Here is a 19,521-nt window from a genome sequence, read left to right as displayed (position 1 = left end):
GGCGCCATGTATGGCCTGGTGTATGGTAGAGCACATTTCTTCCCGCCAGCCCAGTAACCACGGGCATGTATCAGTCCTGCAGAGGGCGCCATGTCAGATCTGCGATCCATGCCCCCCTCCCCTGACATTCCGGCGCTTTTTTCCTCGATTATTGCTCCTGGATGTTGCTGCAAGCGCTTCCTGCCCGGGCTCAACCGTACTTTTGCACCTCATCAACCCTGCTGCTCAAAGATGACCCACGCCTTGTTTATGGCCCAGTTCGGTTTTGCCACAAGATTGACACCGTCCACCAGACCGGCACCAGCAAGCAGCCCGTAGAGGAGCTTTCAGCCACCTCGACCAGCAGGAAACCCAACAGGTCAAACATGACATTGAGCGAAAACAGTTGGCCGCTATCGGTGCTCTCTTCCTCAAGCTGCTACTGCTACCGCCACCCAACGCCAGCGATGAGCATCAAACAGAGATCCCAGCGCTAAGCGGTGAACTACCGAGAGAGGCCATCCAAAACAGCATGGAGACAGCGAGACGACTGAGGAGCTGGAGGCAACTCTGGGAAGCGCTTCAGCCTAGAGCTCAGCTCCACCCTCTCCAAGCTGCGTCTATCGCCACCAACCTCGCCATATGGCGGGGTTGATCCGTTTTGAAGCCCTATCAAATGCGCGGCCCTTGCGAGCTGTCGACACCCCGCCCCGCCTGCGCGCTAAACCCGTCGGTTTTAATGCGCTCATGCGCTGGCCGCTAATCCGCGCCAATACAGGGCTCCGCTGGAGGTACAGGGCAAGTAGGAGTCATAAGAAATCATGCGAATTTGTGCCGGGGATGCTACGCGTTGGAGTAGCGTATGTGGAGAAATGGATGAATCTATGCCAAGTTCGCAACAGCATGGTCTCCAAAAGGCCTGACTGGTCCGGAGGGTGCTTACGCACCCAAAGTGGCCCCGCCGGTAAAGGTGGCAAGCGTGTCCACCCTTCCTAATACCTAAAGGATCAGAATGAAAGCCACCATCGAGTCCAGGTTCAACCAGAACATTGAGCGGGTGCGAAACCTTGCCGACCTATACAAGGATTACTTGATGGGAGATGGTCCTGGCAGGCGGGGGCATTTAAAGACTGATGTTTTGAGAGCCGCAGTTGTAATGCTACACGCTGCCATGGAAGACCTTCTTCGAAGCATTGCATACTGGAAGCTGCCTTCTGCACCTGCTCAGGTACTACAGAATATTCCTTTGGTGTCTTCGGCTACGGCCACGAAGTTTACATTGGGGGCTCTATCAGCCCACCGGGGGAAAACTGTAGACGAGGTGATTGAGTCCTCAGTTAATAGGCACTTGGAACGTTCAAACTACAACAATTCAGCTGAAGTCGCCGCATTTCTTTCAAGCGTTCAAATTAACGTAGATCAGATCCGGCCTCATTTTGCCAAGATTCAACTCGTCATGGATAGACGTCATCAAATAGTTCATCGAGCAGATCAGGATAATGAGGCAGCTGGGAGAGGAAATCACAGGGTTACATCAATTGGTCACGGTACAGTGGTCAATTGGATTGCTGCCGTTGAGGATTTTGGAAAAGCGGTGCTGGATGAAGTTTAGTTAGAACAAAGCGGTCAGCTGGACGCAAAAAGCGTTCCGCTTTTGGTTCCCTTCGCTGCGCTCTGTCGCCAGTTACCGTGAGCGGCAATTGCCTGTCTAAGTAAGGAGAAAGTTCATGAACAGAGATTGGGAATCTGTATTCTCTGCTTGGTCTCAAGGGCCGGGAAAGACAGAGCAAGAGCGAGTTGAAAATACTGAAAGGCAAATAAAGCAGGCGATTCAAGCTAGTGATAAGTTAAAAAACCGGAATATCAGAGTGTTTGCACAAGGCTCTTACAGGAATAGGGTTAATGTAAGGCGGGATAGTGATGTAGATATAGGCGTTCTCTGTTTTGACACGTACTTCCCAGAATACCCTGATGACAATGTTAAAATGGAGCTTGCTAAAAGCTTCGTTCCTGCAAATTATGAATACGTGACTTTTAAAAATGAATTAGAAGAAGCGCTTGTATCTAGATTCGGAAGAGAATCTGTCAAGCGTGGCAGTAAAGCATTCGACATAAAGGCAAACACTTATCGCATAGAGTCAGATGTAGCCGCTTTTTTTGAGCATCGGAGATATTTAACAACAAATTATTATCATTCGGGCGTAGAAATGATTCCTGATGACTATGCCCCTCCTAGAGTCAGGAATTGGCCAGAACAACATTATCAAAATGGCACTTCAAAAAATTACGCTACTTCAAGAAAGTATAAAAGAGTTGTTCGTATATTAAAGAATTTATCTAACGAGATGGCGTCAAATGGTATCCAATCGGCGAAAGAGGCACCGAGTTTTCTCATTGAATGCTTAGTTTTCAATGCTTCAACATCTTGCTTTGAACATCAAACATTCAAGCAGACTGTAAGAGCTGTGATCGCGGAGCTGTTTATTAACACTTTGTCATATGACATATGTTCTGAGTGGGGAGAAGTAAGTGGATTTAAATACCTTTTCAGGGGGTCGCAGCCATGGACAAGAGAAAGTGCGCATCAGTTCTTGAGTGATGCGTGGGATTACTTAGGATATGAATCATGTTAACTAGACTTCATATTTCATCCTTTATTGGCCTTACGATTGCAGTTTGGTTGCTTGCCCTATGGCTTCAAAGGATGCCAGTTCTGAGTGCCGATTTTGTAAAATCTTTTGGCACCGTAGTTGGTACCATAACATTATCTGTTGCTTTATTTAATAAATATATGTGGTCTTGGAAAATTTTCAAAGGATGGTATGTCAAGAGACCTGACTTGAGAGGAACCTGGAAGGCTGAACTGAAGAGTAGTTGGTTAAACCCAGAAACAGGCGAAGGGATCGCACCAATTTATGGTTACGCGGTTATTAGGAAATCTATGACTTTTCTTAGCTTAAGGCTGATGACAAAGGAATCAAAATCAGTTTTGGTGGCCCACAGCATAGAACAGCAAGAAGATGATGATCTATTCAAGCTGGTTGGTGTATATAGAAACGAGCCTAAGATTGAGTTGCAAGGCGTTCGAAGTGAGATTCATCATGGTTCATTTTCCCTAGAAATACATGGCTCTCCAGTCGAAGAGCTTGAGGGACATTACTGGACAGATAGAGCTACTAAAGGCGGAATTAAGTTGGTTGGTCGGGTCAATAAATTGTATAGCACATATGAGCATGCAGAGCGAGATTTGGGTAACTAGTACAATATTAGATTTAAGAGAAGGAAGCACCTTGAAAATCGAAGAAAACTTAAAGGAATTACTCTCCAGCGTTCGTGAAATGATGTCTGCTGAAGAATTTTGCGGTGTTGGTGTAGTTGTGCACGAAAACGCTGCAGTATTGCCAGTGGCTTCTTTATGCCCTTCTGCCCCGCTTCCTAAAAGCCAAACACTGGCCGAGGATATAGCTTTATGTAGTCTTTCGAATAACGACTGTCATGATGGTTTCCAGCTAGTTTCTAGTGATTGGGCATTAACGCGGCGCAATCAGTATTTTGCCCCTTTTATTGATGGGGTTACTTGCTTAAACCATGAGGTTGTGGGAGCGCGCTATATGGCCGCCAAGCACGGATCTTTATTAAAAAACGTGCTTTGCACAGGTCTGATAAGTGAGCGTGATGGTTTATTGGTTTTTGTTGACGGCAAAGCAGTATGATCAACCTTTTTCCCATCACAAAGATAATTGTCTGGATTGCAGTTTCCTACGCGACGCTGGTGCTGCTATTCACTGCACTTTTCAACCTTACAGGGTTATCTACGTTAGGCGTCGCAATCAAAGGGGCAGCTTCCCTAAATATTGTTCTTTTTGCTGTATCTGCGTTCGCTTGGCAATGGCTCTGGAAGATTTTTCCAAAACTTAATGACTGGATATATCCAAATTTAAACGGCTATTGGGATGTGGAAATAAATTGGCACTGGGGAGAAAAGTCAGGAACTAAGCCAGCCATTGCGTATATCAAGCAAAGCTTGTTGGAATTCAGTATTGAATTAGAGTCAGATGAGTCAGAATCAGAAACGCTAGTAGTTGTGCCACACAAAAATTCAAAATCAGCCCGACCAGGCTTGTACTATATTTATCGCAGCGAAGGAAAAACAGGAGCAGCAAAAAAACAAGATCCACATACCGGGGCGGCTCTTCTGAGACTGAGTATGGAGTCAAATAACCATATGCATGGTAATTATTTCACGAATAGATCTACAAATGGGCAATATACCTTGCGCCGAAAAAAACAAATCTAACAAGGCTATATACTTGGATGTCAACAAGCTGCGCCGGTCGTTTCTCCCTCAGCAATTTTTTGCCACCGGTTATAGCTGGTGTTATATCAGCCCGCGCTGAATATCTTCTTTTAGCCGAAGAGGAAATTTTAGACCTCGCTCATGAATGGGTGTCATCAGCATCCTCTCAGGGACACGAAAAGGAAACCCACTTTCTTGCTGATCGGATCACCCTACTGAGCGAACCACTATGATGTCTAGCCGGCCAAACGGCAGTCAGCGGTGGGGTTCAAGTAAATTAAGGTTCAAGAAAGTGGATGTTCATTTCTTTCGCCTCTTGCGTAGCATCAAAAGGAAGTAGCGTATGTCTTGGAATAAACACACTCAGGGGTTGCTAGAGACAGAGGTCTTCAAGGGAAGGGTCGTCGAACGGCGGAAAGGAAGAGGCGGATTGGTCTACATTGTTGAGCAGGATGCGATCCCTAACCGTATCGCCTACAAGACAATCCAGGAATTTGAAAGCAATCTTTTCGTTGATACTGAACGACTTGATCGCGAAGCCAGAAACTGGATTGGCTTTTCGGGTCACCCGTTAGTTATCAAGCCACACTTCATCAAAGTCTGGAACAATGTGCCTCTTATCTGCATGCCTTATTGTGATGGAGATCTCAGTGATTTAGTAGGAAAGGAGCTAAGTTTGACGGGCGTAATTTGCCTATCATTGCAGATAGTGAAGGGAATGATAATAGCTAACGAGCGTGGCATGGACCACCATCAAGATGTAAAACCCGAGAACTTACTTTACATAGACCTGAGCGCTCAGTTTCGCGATTTTCCACCTTCAGGCGTTGATGCTGCGGTGAAGTATTCCGTCCGGATTGCAGACTTCGGAGTAGCCAACGCCTGGCGAGATAACCATCTGGGCGGCACTAACGCTTACAAGGCTCCCGAACAGCATGATGCCAATGCCTACGACACATTTTCTCCTGATGTGTTCGCGGTGGGTTTGGTAATCGCAGAGCTATTCCAGGGCTACCATCCCGCAGCAAAAGACCCGGGAACTAAGGTATGGAACTGGAAGGGTTCCAAGCTTAAAAAATGGACAATTGGTGGGGAGAGACATTTCTCTCCTACTCAGAATGCCCAAGCTCAAGAGCTAGTGAAGTTGGTTAAAAACATGTTGACTGCTGACCCAAGTGGACGTCCTTCGTTCCAGCAATGCTACGCCCGGCTGGCGAGTATTCTTGAATCTTTGAGTCGTAAAACCTTTAAACAACTCGAACTTCTCTTCGAATACTTTGAGTATATCGCCAACCATTGTGCTTTGGAAAGAGAGATTGAAGGGCAGCTGAAGCTTGCTGTGATACCTAGCCAACGAGAAATGGTTAAAGAAAATATCAAACAAAACCTAAAAGATTCACTAGATGGAAGCGTGACATGTCTCGAAAAAGCTCTTCGTGTGCACCATTTGGCGAAGGCTCTACATAGATTATGCGGTAAAAATTTCACCGATAACGATAAGGAACTTATAGTTGAGGGCTCTATATCGATTTTGAGATTCACCCTTAAAAACCATGAAATTATAACTTCGGGCTGCTTGTATCCTACATTCTCATTTGGCAACCCGGAGCCGAGGAAGCTAGTGAGTGATATTGAGGCGAAGGCGGAAATCCTAAATACTAATATCGAACGGCTGCAGTTGCTAGGTGCTTATGACGAGCAATTAGAGGTGCAGGTTGACGAGAGTGGAAGAGTGATCCGTGCATGTAGGATCTTGAATGAGGCAAGCGACATGTGGCGGATGGGACACAGAGCCGAAGCTTGCGATCTGTTGGGTGAAGTGCGGCGATTGGCACCCTATGAAGCCGAGCTAGAGAGCCTATACGAACGCTGGACCAGCATGAGGGACCTCTTTGCGGAGTCCAGCTCCAGAGATAAGCAAATGACTGGTCGCATAACTGAATAACTTGAACCCAACTAAGCCATTCATCCGACACTCGGGCCTGATGTGGCTAATGACTAACGTTACATCAGCTTTCGTTGAAGGACCGCTTCTAGCCGAACGTAGGCAGGGGGCGTGCCCTTCGCTGCGAGGGCATGGATGCACAGCCGTGTGTTGAGGGAAGATGGTATAGCGAATGGTATAACGAAAATCCAACAACACAAATAAAACAAAATAAAACAACGAGTTAATGGATTTTATCGAATCCTACAGAGGGCGCCATCGGCGCCCTGCCACCGTCTCGCTGGTCCCTATCTGCTCGCTTCGCCCCTCCACTGCCAGGGCCGGCGTTCTCCGACCGCATCCGCCTTTATCCCACTTTTCCAGGCCCGCTTTTCCAGGCCCGCTCCCTCGACCAGGCCGACATCACGATACCCTCAAGCCTGTCGTCTTCTTTTCATCGATGCCAGTGGGCCTCCTGACGCAATTGCTGTCCCAGGCCTGTGTCGCTGACGCATGAAACGGGGGCGGACCTGGATCAGGGGGAAGGTCACCCTACCTTCGCCCACAACGAATGACGTGCCATGCACCGTCTACTTACCTTGGCGAGCCTTCCTTCTAGGGCTTGTCTGAAAAGTGCCTGCGCTCGGTAATACGGCGTTAAAAATCGGATCAAAATGCTCATTTACACCCCGTAAACTGCGCTTTCTCACCGATTTTTGCCTTGTCTAACCTTCGCTCGTCGACTTTTCGGACAGCGCCTAGCTTCCATCGAGCATTCGACTCGCCCAACCCAGGACCCAGGTCAGGTTCCGGGTTGCACCGGCTTGTCAGCATCAGACAAACCTAATAATTGCTAGAGCACCGGGCCGGGAGCTCGTCTCCACGTCGACGGCGAGGACACGGGAAAGCGCGCCACACCTGCTCATTCAGGTCGCTTGCTTCGCCGTTCTCGAAGCCGCTGACATCTAAGACCTATGCAGGTGGGCATCGATGCCTGCCCCGGGGCTTGGTCCCGGGGCTTGGTCTCGATGCCCAACCCAGCTTCCCCGCCCCTGACGAGAGCCAGATCACCGATATCGCCAAGACATGCCCCCATCACAAGAGGACTCACATGGATCGTCGACTCCCCATCTATCTGCTCATCGACTCTTCAGGCTCGATGCGCGGTGAACCCATTGAATCCGTGAACGTTGGCATCAGCGCCATGTTGTCCGCCCTGCGCCAAGATCCCTATGCCCTCGAAACGGTACATATCTCGATCATCACCTTCGACAACCAGGTGAAGGAGCTGGTCCCCCTGCAGGCCCTGGAAACGGCGCACATCGATGACATCGAGCTGCCTCGCTCGGGGGCGACGCACCTGGGAGAAGGTCTCCACTTCGTCTGCGATCGAATCGCCAGGGATGTCCGTACCTCGACAGACCACCAGAAGGGCGACTTTCGCCCGATGCTGTTCGTCATGACCGATGGCTCACCATCCGATCTCATGGATTTCAACAGTGCCGTCGAGCGCCTCAAGGGCGTGGAGTTCGCCCAGATCATCGCCTGCGCCGCCGGGCCAAAGGCCAGGACGCAGGAGCTGAAACGCTTCGCTACCCAGACGGTATCGCTGGAGCATATGGACAGTTCCAGCTTCGCCAACTACTTCCAGTGGGTGTCGGCTTCGATCGCGGCTTCCGCATCCGGCCAACAGCAGGACGATGACCAGGACATCGACCTGCCCCCACCGCCCGATGAAGTCCAGGTCGTGATCTGAGGAATCGCCGATGCGTCGTCTACCGATCTATCTTGTTCTCGATGTCTCCGAATCCATGGCGGGTGACCCCCTGGCCGAACTCGGACACACGATGGAGTCCATCGTCGACTCGCTGCGCCAGGATCCCCACGCCCTGGAGTCGGTTCACCTGTCGGTCATCGCCTTCGCCGGCAAGGCCCAGCTGATCGTGCCGATGGTCGAACTGATGACGTTCTACCCGCCACGACTGCCGCTTGGCGGCGGTACAGCGCTAGGGGCGGCCCTAGACGAGCTGATGACCCGCATCGAAGTCGACGTCAAGAAGACGACTGCCGATCAGCGCGGGGACTGGGAGCCCATCGTCTACCTGTTGACCGACGGCCGTCCTACCGACAACACCGATCACGCGATAGCACGCTGGCAACGCCACTTCGCCAGCCGCGCCCACCTGATTGCCGTGACCCTGGGTCCGGCGGCGGACCTGGCGCTACTCAAGCGCCTCACCGATGACGTGGTCGCCATGGAATCCGCCAGCGCCGAGGCACTGGGACGGTTCGCAAAATGGGTCACCGCCTCCGTGGCCGCCCAGAGCCAGGCCATCGATATCGCAGAGGGGACTTCGTCGCGTCTGTCGATCGCCAAGGCAGAAGAAGCGGGAATCAACCTGATCAAGCAATCGGACGTATCATCCTGGGCACCGATGGATGAACGGGTAGCGGTCTTCACCGGTCGATGCCACCGAACATCTCGCCCCTATCTGCTCAAGTACGCCAGTGTGGCCGTCCCCGGTACCTTCGGCACGGGTGACTGGGACCACTTCTACGGTCTTGAAGGATGCTACCCACTGGAAGAAAGCTACTTCGAGTGGTCATCGATCGTGCCTCTTCACGCGGCGCTTTCCACAAGCCAGATCGAGGGCGTTCCCCCCTGCCCCCATTGCGGTGCCCGCACCACCCTCGCCAAGTGCAGCTGTGGAAAATTGATGTGCTGCAACGGTCCCGGCGTCCAGCAGTGTCCCTGGTGCGACCAGTCGGTCGAGTTCGTTGCCGAAAGCCATGGAGCCGGCTTCAATATGACCCGGGGGCTTGGATGAACGTGAAATACGATACCCCGCGACACAACGCTCGCATCATCCTCGCCACCCTGTACCCGGACCCGAATGTTCGGCCCAGGCACCCCTCGCAACTGGATCGACTCGCCGAATCGCCGACGATCCAGCACCTGATCAAGCGCTTCCGGCAAGACCTCGGCGAGGCCATGCGCGCCTATGGCGAAGCCCAGTCAGCAGACGTTCGGACTTCCTTGCCGCAGGATCCGGCGGTACACGACAAGGAGGCTGCCAGCGCTCCCCATGAGCCCGTCGACGATGGCCGTCCATCGAATACGCCACAGGCGTGCGAAGAACTCCCGACGAGCATGACGCCGCGCCCTGGCCATGAACCAGCCATCACCACGCTGACGCTGAGCATACCCAACGGGCGCCTGGGTCAGCTTTACCGGACGGACCTGACCCGCCTGTGTTCCGGCCTGCAAGCATGTGCCGAAGTAACCATGATGGAGGGGGACGACATCGGCCTGGTGCTCCAGCCTCCGGCATGCCTCTGCGGATACCCCTCCAGCACAGGCTCTCATCGCCTACGGGTACGCGGCGTGGGCCATGATGGCCGACCGCTGGTGGATGCCGTCTTGAAATTTGCCGTCATCCCCAACTCGCGTGATCTTTGGCAGAACATGCCTGCCGATCAGACCGCACCCTACGCGAAACCCGAAAGCGACATCGATCGATGCGCGTCCCGCCCAGGCTGGCAGCTGACGGTGGGGTCGCAACGAGGACGATCACACGCCCACCGTGGCAGTCACCGCGATGATCATGGCGTCATCACCCACCATGAAGGCGGCTGGGACCTGCTGGTCATCGGTGACGGAGCAGGCTCCTGTCACTTTTCCCGGGAAGGCAGCCGGCTGGCCACCACCCGTACCCTTGAGGTCCTTGGCGAATCACTGAACCGAGAAGGTGGCGCCCTGGAAAAGGCGCTGACCGAATGGTGGAGGTCGAAGGATCGATCGACACTACCCCAGACAGCAATCACAGCGCTGAGCAGTACCGTCGTTTCCTCGATTCATGCCGGCTACCAGGCCATCGTCGAGGAAGCCGATGCCTCCGGCCACCCCGTCAAGGCCTTCGCCACGACCCTGCTGCTGGCGGCCCATAAAGCGACCGAAGACGGTCACCTGATCATCAGCTTCGGCATCGGCGATGGCGCGATCGCAGCGCTGACGGCGCCAGATGACGTCCGTCTGATGAATACGCCCGATTGCGGTGACCACGCTGGCCAGACACGGTTCCTCGACAGGGCTCTGTTCCAGGAGGTCGATGATCTGTACCGGCGTATTCACGTTCAGGTGCTGCCTGACCTGGAGGCGCTCGTGCTGGCCACCGATGGGGTCACAGACCCGAAGTTCGACTCCGACAATGATCTGCACAATGGCCCCCTCTGGTGGTCGTTGTTCGAGGACATCAGCCCGCACCTGGTGGCCCCGTCGACGACGGTGACCATGGATCCGCTGCTGGAGTATCTCGATTTCTTCGTCGAACGGCACCACGATGACCGCACGATCGCGCTGCTGCATCGCCGCGGTGGCGTCACCAACGCCGAAGCGGCATCAACCGTCGGTGGGGGACAGCATGACTGATGCCATCACCACGCTGACGGCCGCCAACGGCGAGACGATCAAGTTCCGTGACAGAATCATCGCCAGTGGCGGCATGAAGGATGTCTACGCAAGCCCGGAAAGGGACTATGTCGTGGCCTTCTACCGCAAGGCACCGGACGTGCATGCCATCGAGCGGCTCGACATGATCACCGGCCCCTACCGCGAGCGGATATTCGAAGGCGAGGCCGGGGACTACTGGAAACAACTGTTCTGCTGGCCCACCACAACGGTCCAGCATGGCGGGCGCATCGGTGTCGTGGCCCCGTTCTACCACGACCACTTTTTCTTCGAGCATGGTTCGTTCAACAACGACATGCTCAAGATTCGAGGCAAGGACAAGCAAGGCAAATGGTTTGCCTCTCCTCACCATCAATTCAAGTTTCTGGATGCCAGAGAGCGCGGCAACTGGCTTGGCTACCTGCAGCTCTGCCTGAAACTGGCACGCGCTCTGCGACGCCTGCACGCAGCGGGCCTCGCCCACTCCGACCTCAGCTACAAGAACGTGCTGCTGGCCCCCACCAGCGGCCGGGTCTGCATCATCGATGTCGATGGCCTGGTGGTCCCCGCTCGGTTTCCACCGGAGGTGGTCGGCACACCCGACTTCATCGCGCCAGAGGTCGTGATGAGCAGCTGCCTGCCGCGGGATGACCCTCGCCGCGTGCTGCCCAGCATCAGCACCGATAGCCACGCGCTGGCCGTGATGATCTATAGCTTGCTGCTGCTGCGTCACCCTCTGCGTGGAAAGAAGATCCACGCCAAGGACCCGGTCGAGGACGAGCGGCTGGCCATGGGGGAAAAGGCCGTGTTCATCGAGCACCCTGTGGATAGCTCCAACCGCCTCAGCGTCGATGGGGCAAGACCCACGGAACTGCCCTGGGTGGACCCCGACAGCCTCCCCTACACCGCCACCGGCCCCTACCTCAAGGTGCTTTTCGACAGAGCCTTCATTGACGGACTGCACAACCCGGCGATGCGGCCCAGCGCGGACGAGTGGGAGTCGGCGCTGGTACGCACCGTCGACCTGATACAGCCCTGCCACAACAGCGCCTGTGAGCAGGGCTGGTTTGTCTTCGACAATGCCACGGCACCACGCTGCCCGTTCTGTGGCACGCACTACACGGGCCAATTGCCGATCATCAATCTGTACTCGAAGCGTGGCGAAAAATATCGACCGGACAACCATCGCCTGATGGTGTACTCCAACCTGAGCCTCTTTCCCTGGCACATCGACCGCACCATCACCCCGAATGAACGCCTGCCTGCGGCTCACAGGCGACGGGTCGGCTACTTCGTGCAGCACCAGGGACGCTGGTTTCTGGTGAACGAGGGCATGCCCGAGTTGAAAAATGCCGATACCGACGCCCCTTGTCCTGTCGGCGCCAGAGTCGAACTGCGTGCCAATCTCAAGCTTCTTGCCGGTACACAGCCTGGGCAGCGTCTGTTGCTGCTGCAAATGGTCGAGGGCGGCAGCGACTAGGGCTTTCCTTCACCGCCGCCTCAGACCTCCCCGCCAACGGCACGCCCCCTTGTCTACACCGGCCCCGTCGCCAAGGGGCCGCCGGGGGCCAGATGAAACGCCGCGATCAGTGTGGCTGACGCTATTGGCGTCGTCGTTTGACACCGTGTTGCCACTCGACAGATGACGATATCCAGAAACGGTCACCAGAACTCCCCTTCACAGTGATCCGAGCATGGCGTCGTCACCCAGCCCCTTTTCACCAGATTATGCCCAGTCCACAAACTTTACCCTCCCTGTAAAAAATGATCTCGATCATTCCTTGTCACCGACCTACCGAAATAGATTAGTCGACACTTATCGATAAAAGTCACGATGGGATACGCTGAGACAGGAATAAAAAACCACGAAAAAACGGAGACAAAAATGCTGAACAGCTTCCTTGAAAAGACCAAGAAAGGGTTAAACGACCTTGCAACAAATGCAAAAAAATATCGCAATGCTGATTTTCTCGAATCGGCAATGGCCGCAAGTGCGATGATTACCGTTGCCGACGGAAGCATCACTCGGGAAGAGAAGGAAAAGGCGTTCAACTTTGTCAAAAACCTGGAAGCCCTTCAGATCTTCGATCCGATTGAGGTAGGAAAATGTTTCAAGAAGCATCTGGATCGCCTTGACCCGGACAACCCTGGCACCGACGTCGATATCGCGAGCATAACCTCAATGCAAATCATTGGAAAGATAAAGAAAAATGATGCACAAGCACGAATGGTGCTTCGCCTGGCTATCGCTATTGGCGGGGCCGACGGCAACTTCGATGACCAAGAGAAGGCCAAGGCATCACAGATCGCCAAGGAGTTGGGACTCTCCCCGTCAGAGTTTGACCTGCCCTCTTGATAAAGGAATGTCCCCATGGATTTTGGATTCCCCTCCGAGGCCGTAGTAATTCTGGGGGTAACCGTCGTCTCTTCGGTATGGCTAGATCTTTTTTCTCACCGAAACAGCGAAGAGGTCACCTTGAAGAATGCGACCGCCTGGTCCGTCTTCTGGATATCCCTGGCGTTAGCGTTCTACGGCTATCTTCATTTTAGATACTCCGAAGAGTTTGCCAGCCTCTTCCTGTCGGGATACGTGCTCGAGAAAGCGCTGTCGATAGACAATATGATGGTGTTCGTTGCCATCTTTTCCAGCTTCGGCATCAAGGGGATCTTGCAGCACCGTATCCTCTACTACGGCATCGTTGGTGCGCTGGTATTTCGTGCCGCCTTTGTTGCGGCCGGCACCGCTGTCTTTGGACTCTCCCACTGGATCGAACTATTGTTCGCCGCCATCGTCCTGTGGACGGGCATCAAGATGTTCAACGGCAGCGAGGATAACGATGAAACCGTCGACTATTCAAACCACTGGTCGGTGCGGTTGACCAAGAAGCTGCTGCCCGTCTTGCCCCGCCTGGTGGAAAACAAGTTCCTTGTGAAACGCTCAATAGCCGATGACGTTGCTAAAAAGGAAGGGTTTTCACTTCCTAGAAGCGCACCCTTATATGCGACACCTTTATTACTGTGTCTTCTTTGCATCGAAGTCTCGGACATCATCTTCAGCTTCGATAGCGTCCCGGCGATTATCGCAGTAACGAAGGAGCCATTCCTGGTCTATTCGGCTGTCATCTTCGCCATACTCGGACTCAGGAACCTTTACTTCATGCTGGCAGCTGCAGCGAAGTACCTGATCCACCTGGAGAAGGCCGTCGCACTCGTGCTGGTATTCATCGCTATCAAGCTCGGCAGCTCCGCCTTGGGTCTGTATCACATCCATCATGAGGTAAGTCTTATCGTGGTGCTTGGCCTTATTGCGCTTGGCGTGGTTGCAAGCCTTCTATTTCCCGAGAAGGAACAACATGCCTCTGATCCATAAGTCAGCCGATGCCTCCATTGAGGGGGCACTGGAAAGCCACTCAAGACTTTCCAGCGCCTCTTTACTGAGCGCTGCCACCAGCCAAGGAGAAGGCAAATCATGATTGATCTGAGTAAAGGTAGCCGCATCAACCTGTCAAAAGAAGCCCCCGGCGCCACCAAGTTTATTCTCGGCATGGGGTGGGACGCGCGCAAGACCGATGGTACCGACTTTGACCTGGATGCCTCGGCCCTGCTACTGGACGCCAGCGAGAAACCGGTCGGCGGGCCGAAGTCACTGGTGTTCTATGGACAGCAAACATCACCGTGTGGCGGTGTCGCATCCTCTGGGGACAACCTTACCGGGGAAGGAGACGGTGATGATGAAAGCATTATTGTCGATACCACTGCCATAGATAGCAACATCGAAAAAATCATTCTTCTGGTAACCATCCATGAAGCCGAAAGTCGTGGACAGAACTTCGGCATGGTCAGCAACGCCTATGTCCGCATCCTTCAGGATGGCAGTGAGGATGTCATCGCACGGTATGACCTTTCCGAAGACTACTCTACCGAGACGGCTGTCATCTTCGGCGAGCTTTACAAGAAAGATGGTGACTGGCGCTTCGCGGCAAAGGGAGATGGCTTCGCAGGAGGACTGGCTGCATTCCTCAAGGAATACGGACTTCAGTAACACCTCTTCCACTAGCCGACAAAAGAGCGAAAGCCACTAACGGAGGTCATCATGGCAATCTCACTTTCCAAAGGCGCCAACATCTCGTTGACCAAGGAAGCGCCTGGCATCAAGAAAATTCGGGTTGGCCTTGGCTGGGATGCTCGCATCACTACCGGGCATGACTTCGACCTGGATGCCAGCGTGTTCCTGGTTGATAAAAACGGAAAATGCCGTAACGAGAAAGATTTCATCTTCTACAACAACCTCAAATCTGCTGACGGGTCTGTCGAACACACTGGAGACAACACCACAGGCGACGGTGAAGGCGACGATGAAACCATCGTCATCGACCTGCCTCTTGTCCCTCGCGACATTGATCGCATTGCTATCACCGTCACCATCCATGAGTCAAAGAGCCGTGGGCAGAGTTTTGGACAGGTGGAGAATGCCTTTGCCCGGGTGGTGAACGCGGAAAACAACCAGGAAGTGGCTCGTTACGACTTGTCAGAGGATTACAGCACCGAAGACGCCATGATCTTCTGTGAACTGTATCGTCACGGCGAAGAGTGGAAGTTCCGCGCCATTGGCCAGGGCTTCGACGGCGGTCTGGCTGACCTTGTCAGCAAGTATGGCCTCAACGCTGCCTGAGGCTTGGCGGCCATGAGTCTGCATCGGGCATTACGACATGATGGATCGGCTCAATAGGTGCTCTTGCATCTGGTGAACTCAGGCTAGCTGCCGATCTTCTCATTGTCGCTTCATTGCTTGCAGACGTTTGGCCCCCAGCCAAAGCCCGAAACTGAGCAGCTACGGTGGGGCTTTTCGCCCCACCTTCATCCATCAAGCGTCCAGGAAAGCGCCAGATCCCGTCTTCATGGGCTTACCCTCGCTTGCACCAACGATAGGGGATTCCGTGCCTATCACGCAGCATAGTGCCACCATCTGTGCCGGCACTCTCGAGCTGACCCTCCACGAGCAGGGAGAGAGGCTGGAGGAACTGCTGGCCTTCGGCTCGCGCCTCAATCCGCGCCGTGGCTATCTGTTTATCTCCAGGGTTCTGGGCAAGCATGTCCCCGTCCGCCCGAGCGCGATGGATAGCATTCACGCAGAATTGGCGTCCGCGATCCAGCTGCTGGGGTCGACCGCCTATGTCGTAGGCATGGCGGAAACCGCCATCGGCCTCGGTGCCGGGGTTAGCCGTCACCTCGCCGCTACCCATGACGACAGCGTCTTCCATCACACCACACGTTTCACCGTCGCGACGCCCTGGATCCGTATCAGGGAGGCCCATTCCCATGCAGATACCATGCACCTGGCGAAGCTTGGCGTGGAGGCTCAAGCTGCGGTCAGCGAGGTGCAGGATCTGGTATTGGTCGACGATGAGATCACGACCGGTAGAACGCTGGCCCAGTTGGCAAGGGCGCTGATGATTCAACCCGAGCTTGCTCGGGTGAAGCGGCTCCATATCGTCTCTCTGGTGAGCTGGCTTTCGCCGACCGCTCGACAGGCGCTTCTCGATCAACTGCCTGAGATGCTGGAGGTACGCTTCGTCCAGTTGATGGCGGGAGAATTCACGTTCCACCCCCGCCCTGACTTTGCTCCATCCCTGCCCGACGACGTTGACACTGACTTCTCCCAGGCGATTGCGCATCGCCAACATCGACCGCTGCCGATCGAGAACGAAGGCCTCTACGGCAAGGTCATGAGCTCTCGCCAGCAGCCCCCGCAGGCATTGCTAGAGGCTATCGATATCACCCCCGACGTGCCTGTCGTGGTGTTCGGCATGGGTGAATATCTTGACGCCCCCTTTCGCCTGGCGCTTCAGCTGGAGCAGCGTGGACAAGAAGTGCTGTTTCAAAGCTCGACACGTTCGCCCATTGCCGTGGCCGACGCGGTGGCGTCCCGGATCGAGCACGCGGCGCCGGATGCCGGAGGCAAAAGGCACTACCTCTATAACGCTCCGGCTCGACACCTGCCACTGGCCTTTGACGGTATCGGACGGATCGACCTTAGCCGTGAACTGGAAGCCAACCATCTCCAATCCTTCAGCCGACAGGCCTGTCCATGACCAACCGCCTGATCGTTCTCAGCGACCTCGACGATACCTGGTTCAGCACCCATCGCGCAGAGCCCACCGAGGACAAGCGACTCCATCTTGCTGCAGTCGATCGCCAGGGAGCCCCCCTCTGCTTCCAGACAGCCCAGCAAAATGCGCTGTGGAAGCTGATCGAACGCACCGCCGATATCATCATTCCGGTGACCGGCCGCACCAGCTACGCGGTCGAACGAGTGACATTGCTGGCGCGAGGCGGCTACACCATCGCTAGCCACGGTGCCCTGGTGACACTGGATGGCACTATCGTCCCGGCCTGGGCAGAGCATCTGGCACCTCACCTGGATGAGGCCAAGACGGCCCTTGAACAGGCCAGAAATCATCTCGAACCGCTCGTCGCCAGACTCGCGCCAGGTGGAGACATCCATCTGCGCGTCCTGCATGACCTCGATGTTCCCGTCTATCTCTCCGTCAAGTCTTGCGCTGAACTGCCAGAGCGCCTTGTCGCGGCGCTTCGCGAGGCCTCCGCTCGGTTTGGACTGAGACTCCACGCCAACGCACGCAATGCAGCCTTGCGCCCTCACTACACCTGCAAGGCCAGCGCCGCCAGGTTTGTCCTCGAACAGCTGCTGGAACGCCACCCTGAAGACACTGTGCTCACCTTCGGTGACAGCCTGTCCGACATCGACTTCATGGGGACTGGCGACATGGCCGTGGCGCCGACCAACAGCCAGATCTGGCGCCAATTGCAGGAGTTTGCCCAATGACCTCGATGATCGGCCTTACTCCCATCCACGGATCCTACTGTCCCGACGACTGCCAGTTCCTGCTGACCCCGATCAGCCCACGATTTCTGTCCATCGAGGAGAAGGAAAGGCGAATTCAGACGGGACAAGCCCACTACAGCGAGATGATCCATCGCGAGGCGGCGCCCAGCGCTCGGTATCTGAGTCTCTTCGACGCCCTGAGTGACCGCTACGCCCAGCGTCTGGCCCAGGAAGTCTGCTCGCTCGCTGGCCGTCTGCTGGCCGACATCGGCCACAGTCAGGCACCGATCGGACTGGTCAGCCTCGCTCGGGCCGGGACGCCGGTGGGCGCACTGCTTCGGCGCGCCCTGGTGGGGCAGGGGCAACAGCCCTGCGAGCACTACAGTATTTCCATTATTCGCGACCGTGGCATCGACACCCAGGCACTGGACTATATTCTCGACACCGTCGGCCTGGCACCAGAGCGGCTGGTCTTCATCGATGCCTGGACCGCCAAAGGCGTCATCACGCGGGAGCTGCGTGCCAGTCTGGCGCGCTACAACGCTGAACGCAAAGCGGCTGGCAAGTCGCCGGTCCCGGTGCGCCTGGCCGTCATCTCGGACATCGGAGGCACCGCCGACTACTCGGCCACCTTCGACGACTACGCCATTCCTTCCGGCGTACTCAACGCGACCGTCTCGGGTCTCGTCTCCCGCTCGGTGGTCAATGACCAGGTGCCCGCCGGCGCCTTCCACGGCTGCGTGATCCATGATGACCTGGCCGAACACGACCGCTCTCATGCCTTTCTGGATCAGGTTTCAACGCACTTCACCGGCCTCGATAGCTCCCTTTCCCGCGCCACCGCCACCGCCGAGCGTGCCCGCCAGCGGCAATCGATGCTGACGATGCTGGATACCCTGGCCCGGGACTATCAGGTCAGTGACATCAATCACATCAAACCCGGCATTGCCGAGGCCACGCGCGTCATGCTGCGTCGCGTACCGGCCCTGCTGCTGGTGCGAGACAAGCGCCATCCTGATGTGGAACACCTGTTGCTGCTGGCTGGTGAGAAGGCCGTTGCGGTTGTGGAGCGTCCGGACATGCCCTTCCACGCCTGCTCGATCATCAAGACCCTGACCGCCGAGGCACGCCCATGAGCGTCTCCCGAGTCTACGCCGCGCTGGGCGCCTCGCTGTATGTTCCGGCAACCCATCCGCGTCTCGACCATATCCTTGCCCACGGCTGCCACGGGGCACGCTCGATCATCTTCTGCACCGAGGATGCGGTGGCACCCGATGCAGTCGCCTGGGCCGTGCAGCGCCTGATCAAGGCACTCAAGAGCACACCGAGAGATACCCGACATCTGCGATTCGTCAGGCCACGCTCGCCTTTGGTGCTACGCCAACTGGTCGAGTCAGCGGGAGCGCTGGACGCCCTGGACGGTATCGTGGTGCCGAAGTTCGACAGCCACAGCGCGGCGCGCTGGAAGTCGGTCCTCGACAGCGCCCCACAGTTGCCACTGATGCCCACTCTTGAGACAACCGCGCTGTTTCGCGATGCGACGGCGGATGCCATCGGCGAGTCTCTGGATGAACTGCGCAATCCCGTCATCACACTGCGCATCGGCGCCAACGATCTTCTGGGCACGCTCGGCATCAAGCGCGAACCGGGCATGACGATCTACGACACACCGCTACGCTCGACACTGGAGCGCATCGTGACCCTGTTCCGACCGGCCGGCTACGAGATAGCGGCGCCGGTCTGTGACCTGATCGGCGAGCCGGAGACACTGGCCCGTGAGGTCGCTCAGGACATCGCCTGGGGATTCTACGCCAAGACCTGCATCCACCCATCGCAGATCGATGTCATCGAGGCCCACCTGAAGCAGGCCATCCAGCGACAGCGCCAACAGGCCAACCAACTCCTGACACGTGGAGACGCCGTCTTCCAGGACAACGGGCAAATGCTCGAGCAGACCTGCCATGGCTCCTGGGCGCAGCGAATCCATTCCCTGCAAGCCGAGTATCAACATCAACAGTAAGGAAGCTGAC

18 protein-coding genes are annotated in these 19,521 nt (G+C 55.4%); all 18 read left to right on the top strand.

Annotated features, from left to right (window positions below):
- Positions 1 to 991: 991 nt before the first annotated feature.
- The 18 genes from NH448_RS14875 (at position 992) to NH448_RS14790 (ending at position 19,511) form a co-directional block, all read left to right on the top strand.
- Positions 992 to 1,591 (top strand): HEPN domain-containing protein, encoded by a 600-nt coding sequence (locus tag NH448_RS14875; RefSeq protein ID WP_157033142.1) that lies wholly within the window; start codon positions 992 to 994, stop codon positions 1,589 to 1,591.
- A gap of 115 nt (positions 1,592 to 1,706) precedes the next feature.
- Positions 1,707 to 2,612 (top strand): nucleotidyltransferase, encoded by a 906-nt coding sequence (locus NH448_RS14870; RefSeq protein ID WP_083970661.1) that lies wholly within the window; start codon positions 1,707 to 1,709, stop codon positions 2,610 to 2,612.
- Positions 2,606 to 3,238: a hypothetical protein gene (locus tag NH448_RS14865; RefSeq protein WP_083970660.1), complete on the top strand. Its 633-nt coding sequence runs from the start codon at positions 2,606 to 2,608 to the stop codon at positions 3,236 to 3,238. The genes NH448_RS14870 and NH448_RS14865 overlap by 7 nt, the downstream gene beginning before the upstream one ends.
- A 31-nt stretch (positions 3,239 to 3,269) precedes the next feature.
- Positions 3,270 to 3,692, top strand: a complete 423-nt coding sequence (locus NH448_RS14860; protein ID WP_157033141.1) for a hypothetical protein — start codon at positions 3,270 to 3,272, stop codon at positions 3,690 to 3,692.
- Positions 3,689 to 4,276: a hypothetical protein gene (locus NH448_RS14855; RefSeq protein WP_157033140.1), complete on the top strand. Its 588-nt coding sequence runs from the start codon at positions 3,689 to 3,691 to the stop codon at positions 4,274 to 4,276. Before NH448_RS14860 ends, NH448_RS14855 begins: the two co-directional genes overlap by 4 nt.
- Before the next feature lie 343 nt (positions 4,277 to 4,619).
- Complete coding sequence (locus NH448_RS14850) at positions 4,620 to 6,221, top strand: protein kinase (RefSeq protein ID WP_045994961.1); 1,602 nt, start codon at positions 4,620 to 4,622, stop codon at positions 6,219 to 6,221.
- Positions 6,222 to 7,311: 1,090 nt separating this feature from the next.
- The gene (locus NH448_RS14845; protein WP_045994743.1) at positions 7,312 to 7,956 is read left to right on the top strand and encodes a VWA domain-containing protein; all 645 of its coding nucleotides are present in this window, start codon (positions 7,312 to 7,314) and stop codon (positions 7,954 to 7,956) included.
- Positions 7,957 to 7,966: 10 nt separating this feature from the next.
- The gene (locus tag NH448_RS14840) at positions 7,967 to 9,028 is read left to right on the top strand and encodes a TerY-C metal binding domain-containing protein (protein ID WP_045994742.1); all 1,062 of its coding nucleotides are present in this window, start codon (positions 7,967 to 7,969) and stop codon (positions 9,026 to 9,028) included.
- Positions 9,025 to 10,629, top strand: coding sequence for a PP2C family serine/threonine-protein phosphatase (locus NH448_RS23690; protein WP_052704522.1), 1,605 nt, complete (start codon positions 9,025 to 9,027; stop codon positions 10,627 to 10,629). Before NH448_RS14840 ends, NH448_RS23690 begins: the two co-directional genes overlap by 4 nt.
- Complete coding sequence (locus tag NH448_RS14830) at positions 10,622 to 12,127, top strand: hypothetical protein (RefSeq protein WP_253028933.1); 1,506 nt, start codon at positions 10,622 to 10,624, stop codon at positions 12,125 to 12,127. The genes NH448_RS23690 and NH448_RS14830 overlap by 8 nt, the downstream gene beginning before the upstream one ends.
- A 405-nt stretch (positions 12,128 to 12,532) precedes the next feature.
- Positions 12,533 to 13,003, top strand: coding sequence for a TerB family tellurite resistance protein (locus NH448_RS14825; protein WP_045994740.1), 471 nt, complete (start codon positions 12,533 to 12,535; stop codon positions 13,001 to 13,003).
- A gap of 15 nt (positions 13,004 to 13,018) precedes the next feature.
- A complete protein-coding gene (locus NH448_RS14820; RefSeq protein ID WP_045994739.1) occupies positions 13,019 to 14,017 on the top strand; it encodes a TerC/Alx family metal homeostasis membrane protein in 999 nt (332 codons plus the stop codon).
- A gap of 99 nt (positions 14,018 to 14,116) precedes the next feature.
- Positions 14,117 to 14,689, top strand: a complete 573-nt coding sequence (locus NH448_RS14815) for a TerD family protein (protein ID WP_290442791.1) — start codon at positions 14,117 to 14,119, stop codon at positions 14,687 to 14,689.
- 48 nt (positions 14,690 to 14,737) lie between these two features.
- Positions 14,738 to 15,319, top strand: a complete 582-nt coding sequence (locus tag NH448_RS14810; RefSeq protein WP_366078343.1) for a TerD family protein — start codon at positions 14,738 to 14,740, stop codon at positions 15,317 to 15,319.
- Between the two features lie 226 nt (positions 15,320 to 15,545).
- Positions 15,546 to 16,739, top strand: coding sequence for a phosphoribosyltransferase domain-containing protein (locus tag NH448_RS14805; protein WP_083970636.1), 1,194 nt, complete (start codon positions 15,546 to 15,548; stop codon positions 16,737 to 16,739).
- Positions 16,736 to 17,491 carry a hypothetical protein gene (locus NH448_RS14800; protein ID WP_045994736.1) on the top strand — a complete coding sequence of 252 codons (756 nt, stop codon included), beginning with the start codon at positions 16,736 to 16,738 and terminating at the stop codon, positions 17,489 to 17,491. The genes NH448_RS14805 and NH448_RS14800 overlap by 4 nt, the downstream gene beginning before the upstream one ends.
- Positions 17,488 to 18,627, top strand: a complete 1,140-nt coding sequence (locus NH448_RS14795; protein WP_045994735.1) for a cysteine protease StiP family protein — start codon at positions 17,488 to 17,490, stop codon at positions 18,625 to 18,627. Before NH448_RS14800 ends, NH448_RS14795 begins: the two co-directional genes overlap by 4 nt.
- On the top strand, positions 18,624 to 19,511 hold the full coding sequence (locus NH448_RS14790; RefSeq protein ID WP_045994734.1) for an aldolase/citrate lyase family protein: 888 nt from the start codon (positions 18,624 to 18,626) through the stop codon (positions 19,509 to 19,511). The genes NH448_RS14795 and NH448_RS14790 overlap by 4 nt, the downstream gene beginning before the upstream one ends.
- The last annotated feature ends 10 nt before the right edge of the window (positions 19,512 to 19,521 follow it).

The sequence above is a fragment of the Halomonas sp. OfavH-34-E genome (genome assembly GCF_024124525.1).
Classification (GTDB): domain Bacteria; phylum Pseudomonadota; class Gammaproteobacteria; order Pseudomonadales; family Halomonadaceae; genus Halomonas; species Halomonas litopenaei.
This window is presented reverse-complemented; position numbering and strand designations above follow the sequence as displayed.

What these genes read in the sequence shown, in the direction of transcription:
- NH448_RS14870 (WP_083970661.1), top strand. Translation starts at nt 1,707, where the DNA reads ATGAACAGAGATTGGGAATCTGTATTCTCTGCTTGGTCTCAAGGGCCG.
- NH448_RS14855 (WP_157033140.1), top strand. Translation starts at nt 3,689, where the DNA reads ATGATCAACCTTTTTCCCATCACAAAGATAATTGTCTGGATTGCAGTT.
- NH448_RS14850 (WP_045994961.1), top strand. Translation starts at nt 4,620, where the DNA reads ATGTCTTGGAATAAACACACTCAGGGGTTGCTAGAGACAGAGGTCTTC.
- NH448_RS23690 (WP_052704522.1), top strand. Translation starts at nt 9,025, where the DNA reads ATGAACGTGAAATACGATACCCCGCGACACAACGCTCGCATCATCCTC.
- NH448_RS14845 (WP_045994743.1), top strand. Translation starts at nt 7,312, where the DNA reads ATGGATCGTCGACTCCCCATCTATCTGCTCATCGACTCTTCAGGCTCG.
- NH448_RS14875 (WP_157033142.1), top strand. Translation starts at nt 992, where the DNA reads ATGAAAGCCACCATCGAGTCCAGGTTCAACCAGAACATTGAGCGGGTG.
- NH448_RS14805 (WP_083970636.1), top strand. Translation starts at nt 15,546, where the DNA reads ATGGGCTTACCCTCGCTTGCACCAACGATAGGGGATTCCGTGCCTATC.
- NH448_RS14840 (WP_045994742.1), top strand. Translation starts at nt 7,967, where the DNA reads ATGCGTCGTCTACCGATCTATCTTGTTCTCGATGTCTCCGAATCCATG.
- NH448_RS14795 (WP_045994735.1), top strand. Translation starts at nt 17,488, where the DNA reads ATGACCTCGATGATCGGCCTTACTCCCATCCACGGATCCTACTGTCCC.
- NH448_RS14865 (WP_083970660.1), top strand. Translation starts at nt 2,606, where the DNA reads ATGTTAACTAGACTTCATATTTCATCCTTTATTGGCCTTACGATTGCA.
- NH448_RS14820 (WP_045994739.1), top strand. Translation starts at nt 13,019, where the DNA reads ATGGATTTTGGATTCCCCTCCGAGGCCGTAGTAATTCTGGGGGTAACC.
- NH448_RS14790 (WP_045994734.1), top strand. Translation starts at nt 18,624, where the DNA reads ATGAGCGTCTCCCGAGTCTACGCCGCGCTGGGCGCCTCGCTGTATGTT.
- NH448_RS14825 (WP_045994740.1), top strand. Translation starts at nt 12,533, where the DNA reads ATGCTGAACAGCTTCCTTGAAAAGACCAAGAAAGGGTTAAACGACCTT.
- NH448_RS14800 (WP_045994736.1), top strand. Translation starts at nt 16,736, where the DNA reads ATGACCAACCGCCTGATCGTTCTCAGCGACCTCGACGATACCTGGTTC.
- NH448_RS14830 (WP_253028933.1), top strand. Translation starts at nt 10,622, where the DNA reads ATGACTGATGCCATCACCACGCTGACGGCCGCCAACGGCGAGACGATC.
- NH448_RS14815 (WP_290442791.1), top strand. Translation starts at nt 14,117, where the DNA reads ATGATTGATCTGAGTAAAGGTAGCCGCATCAACCTGTCAAAAGAAGCC.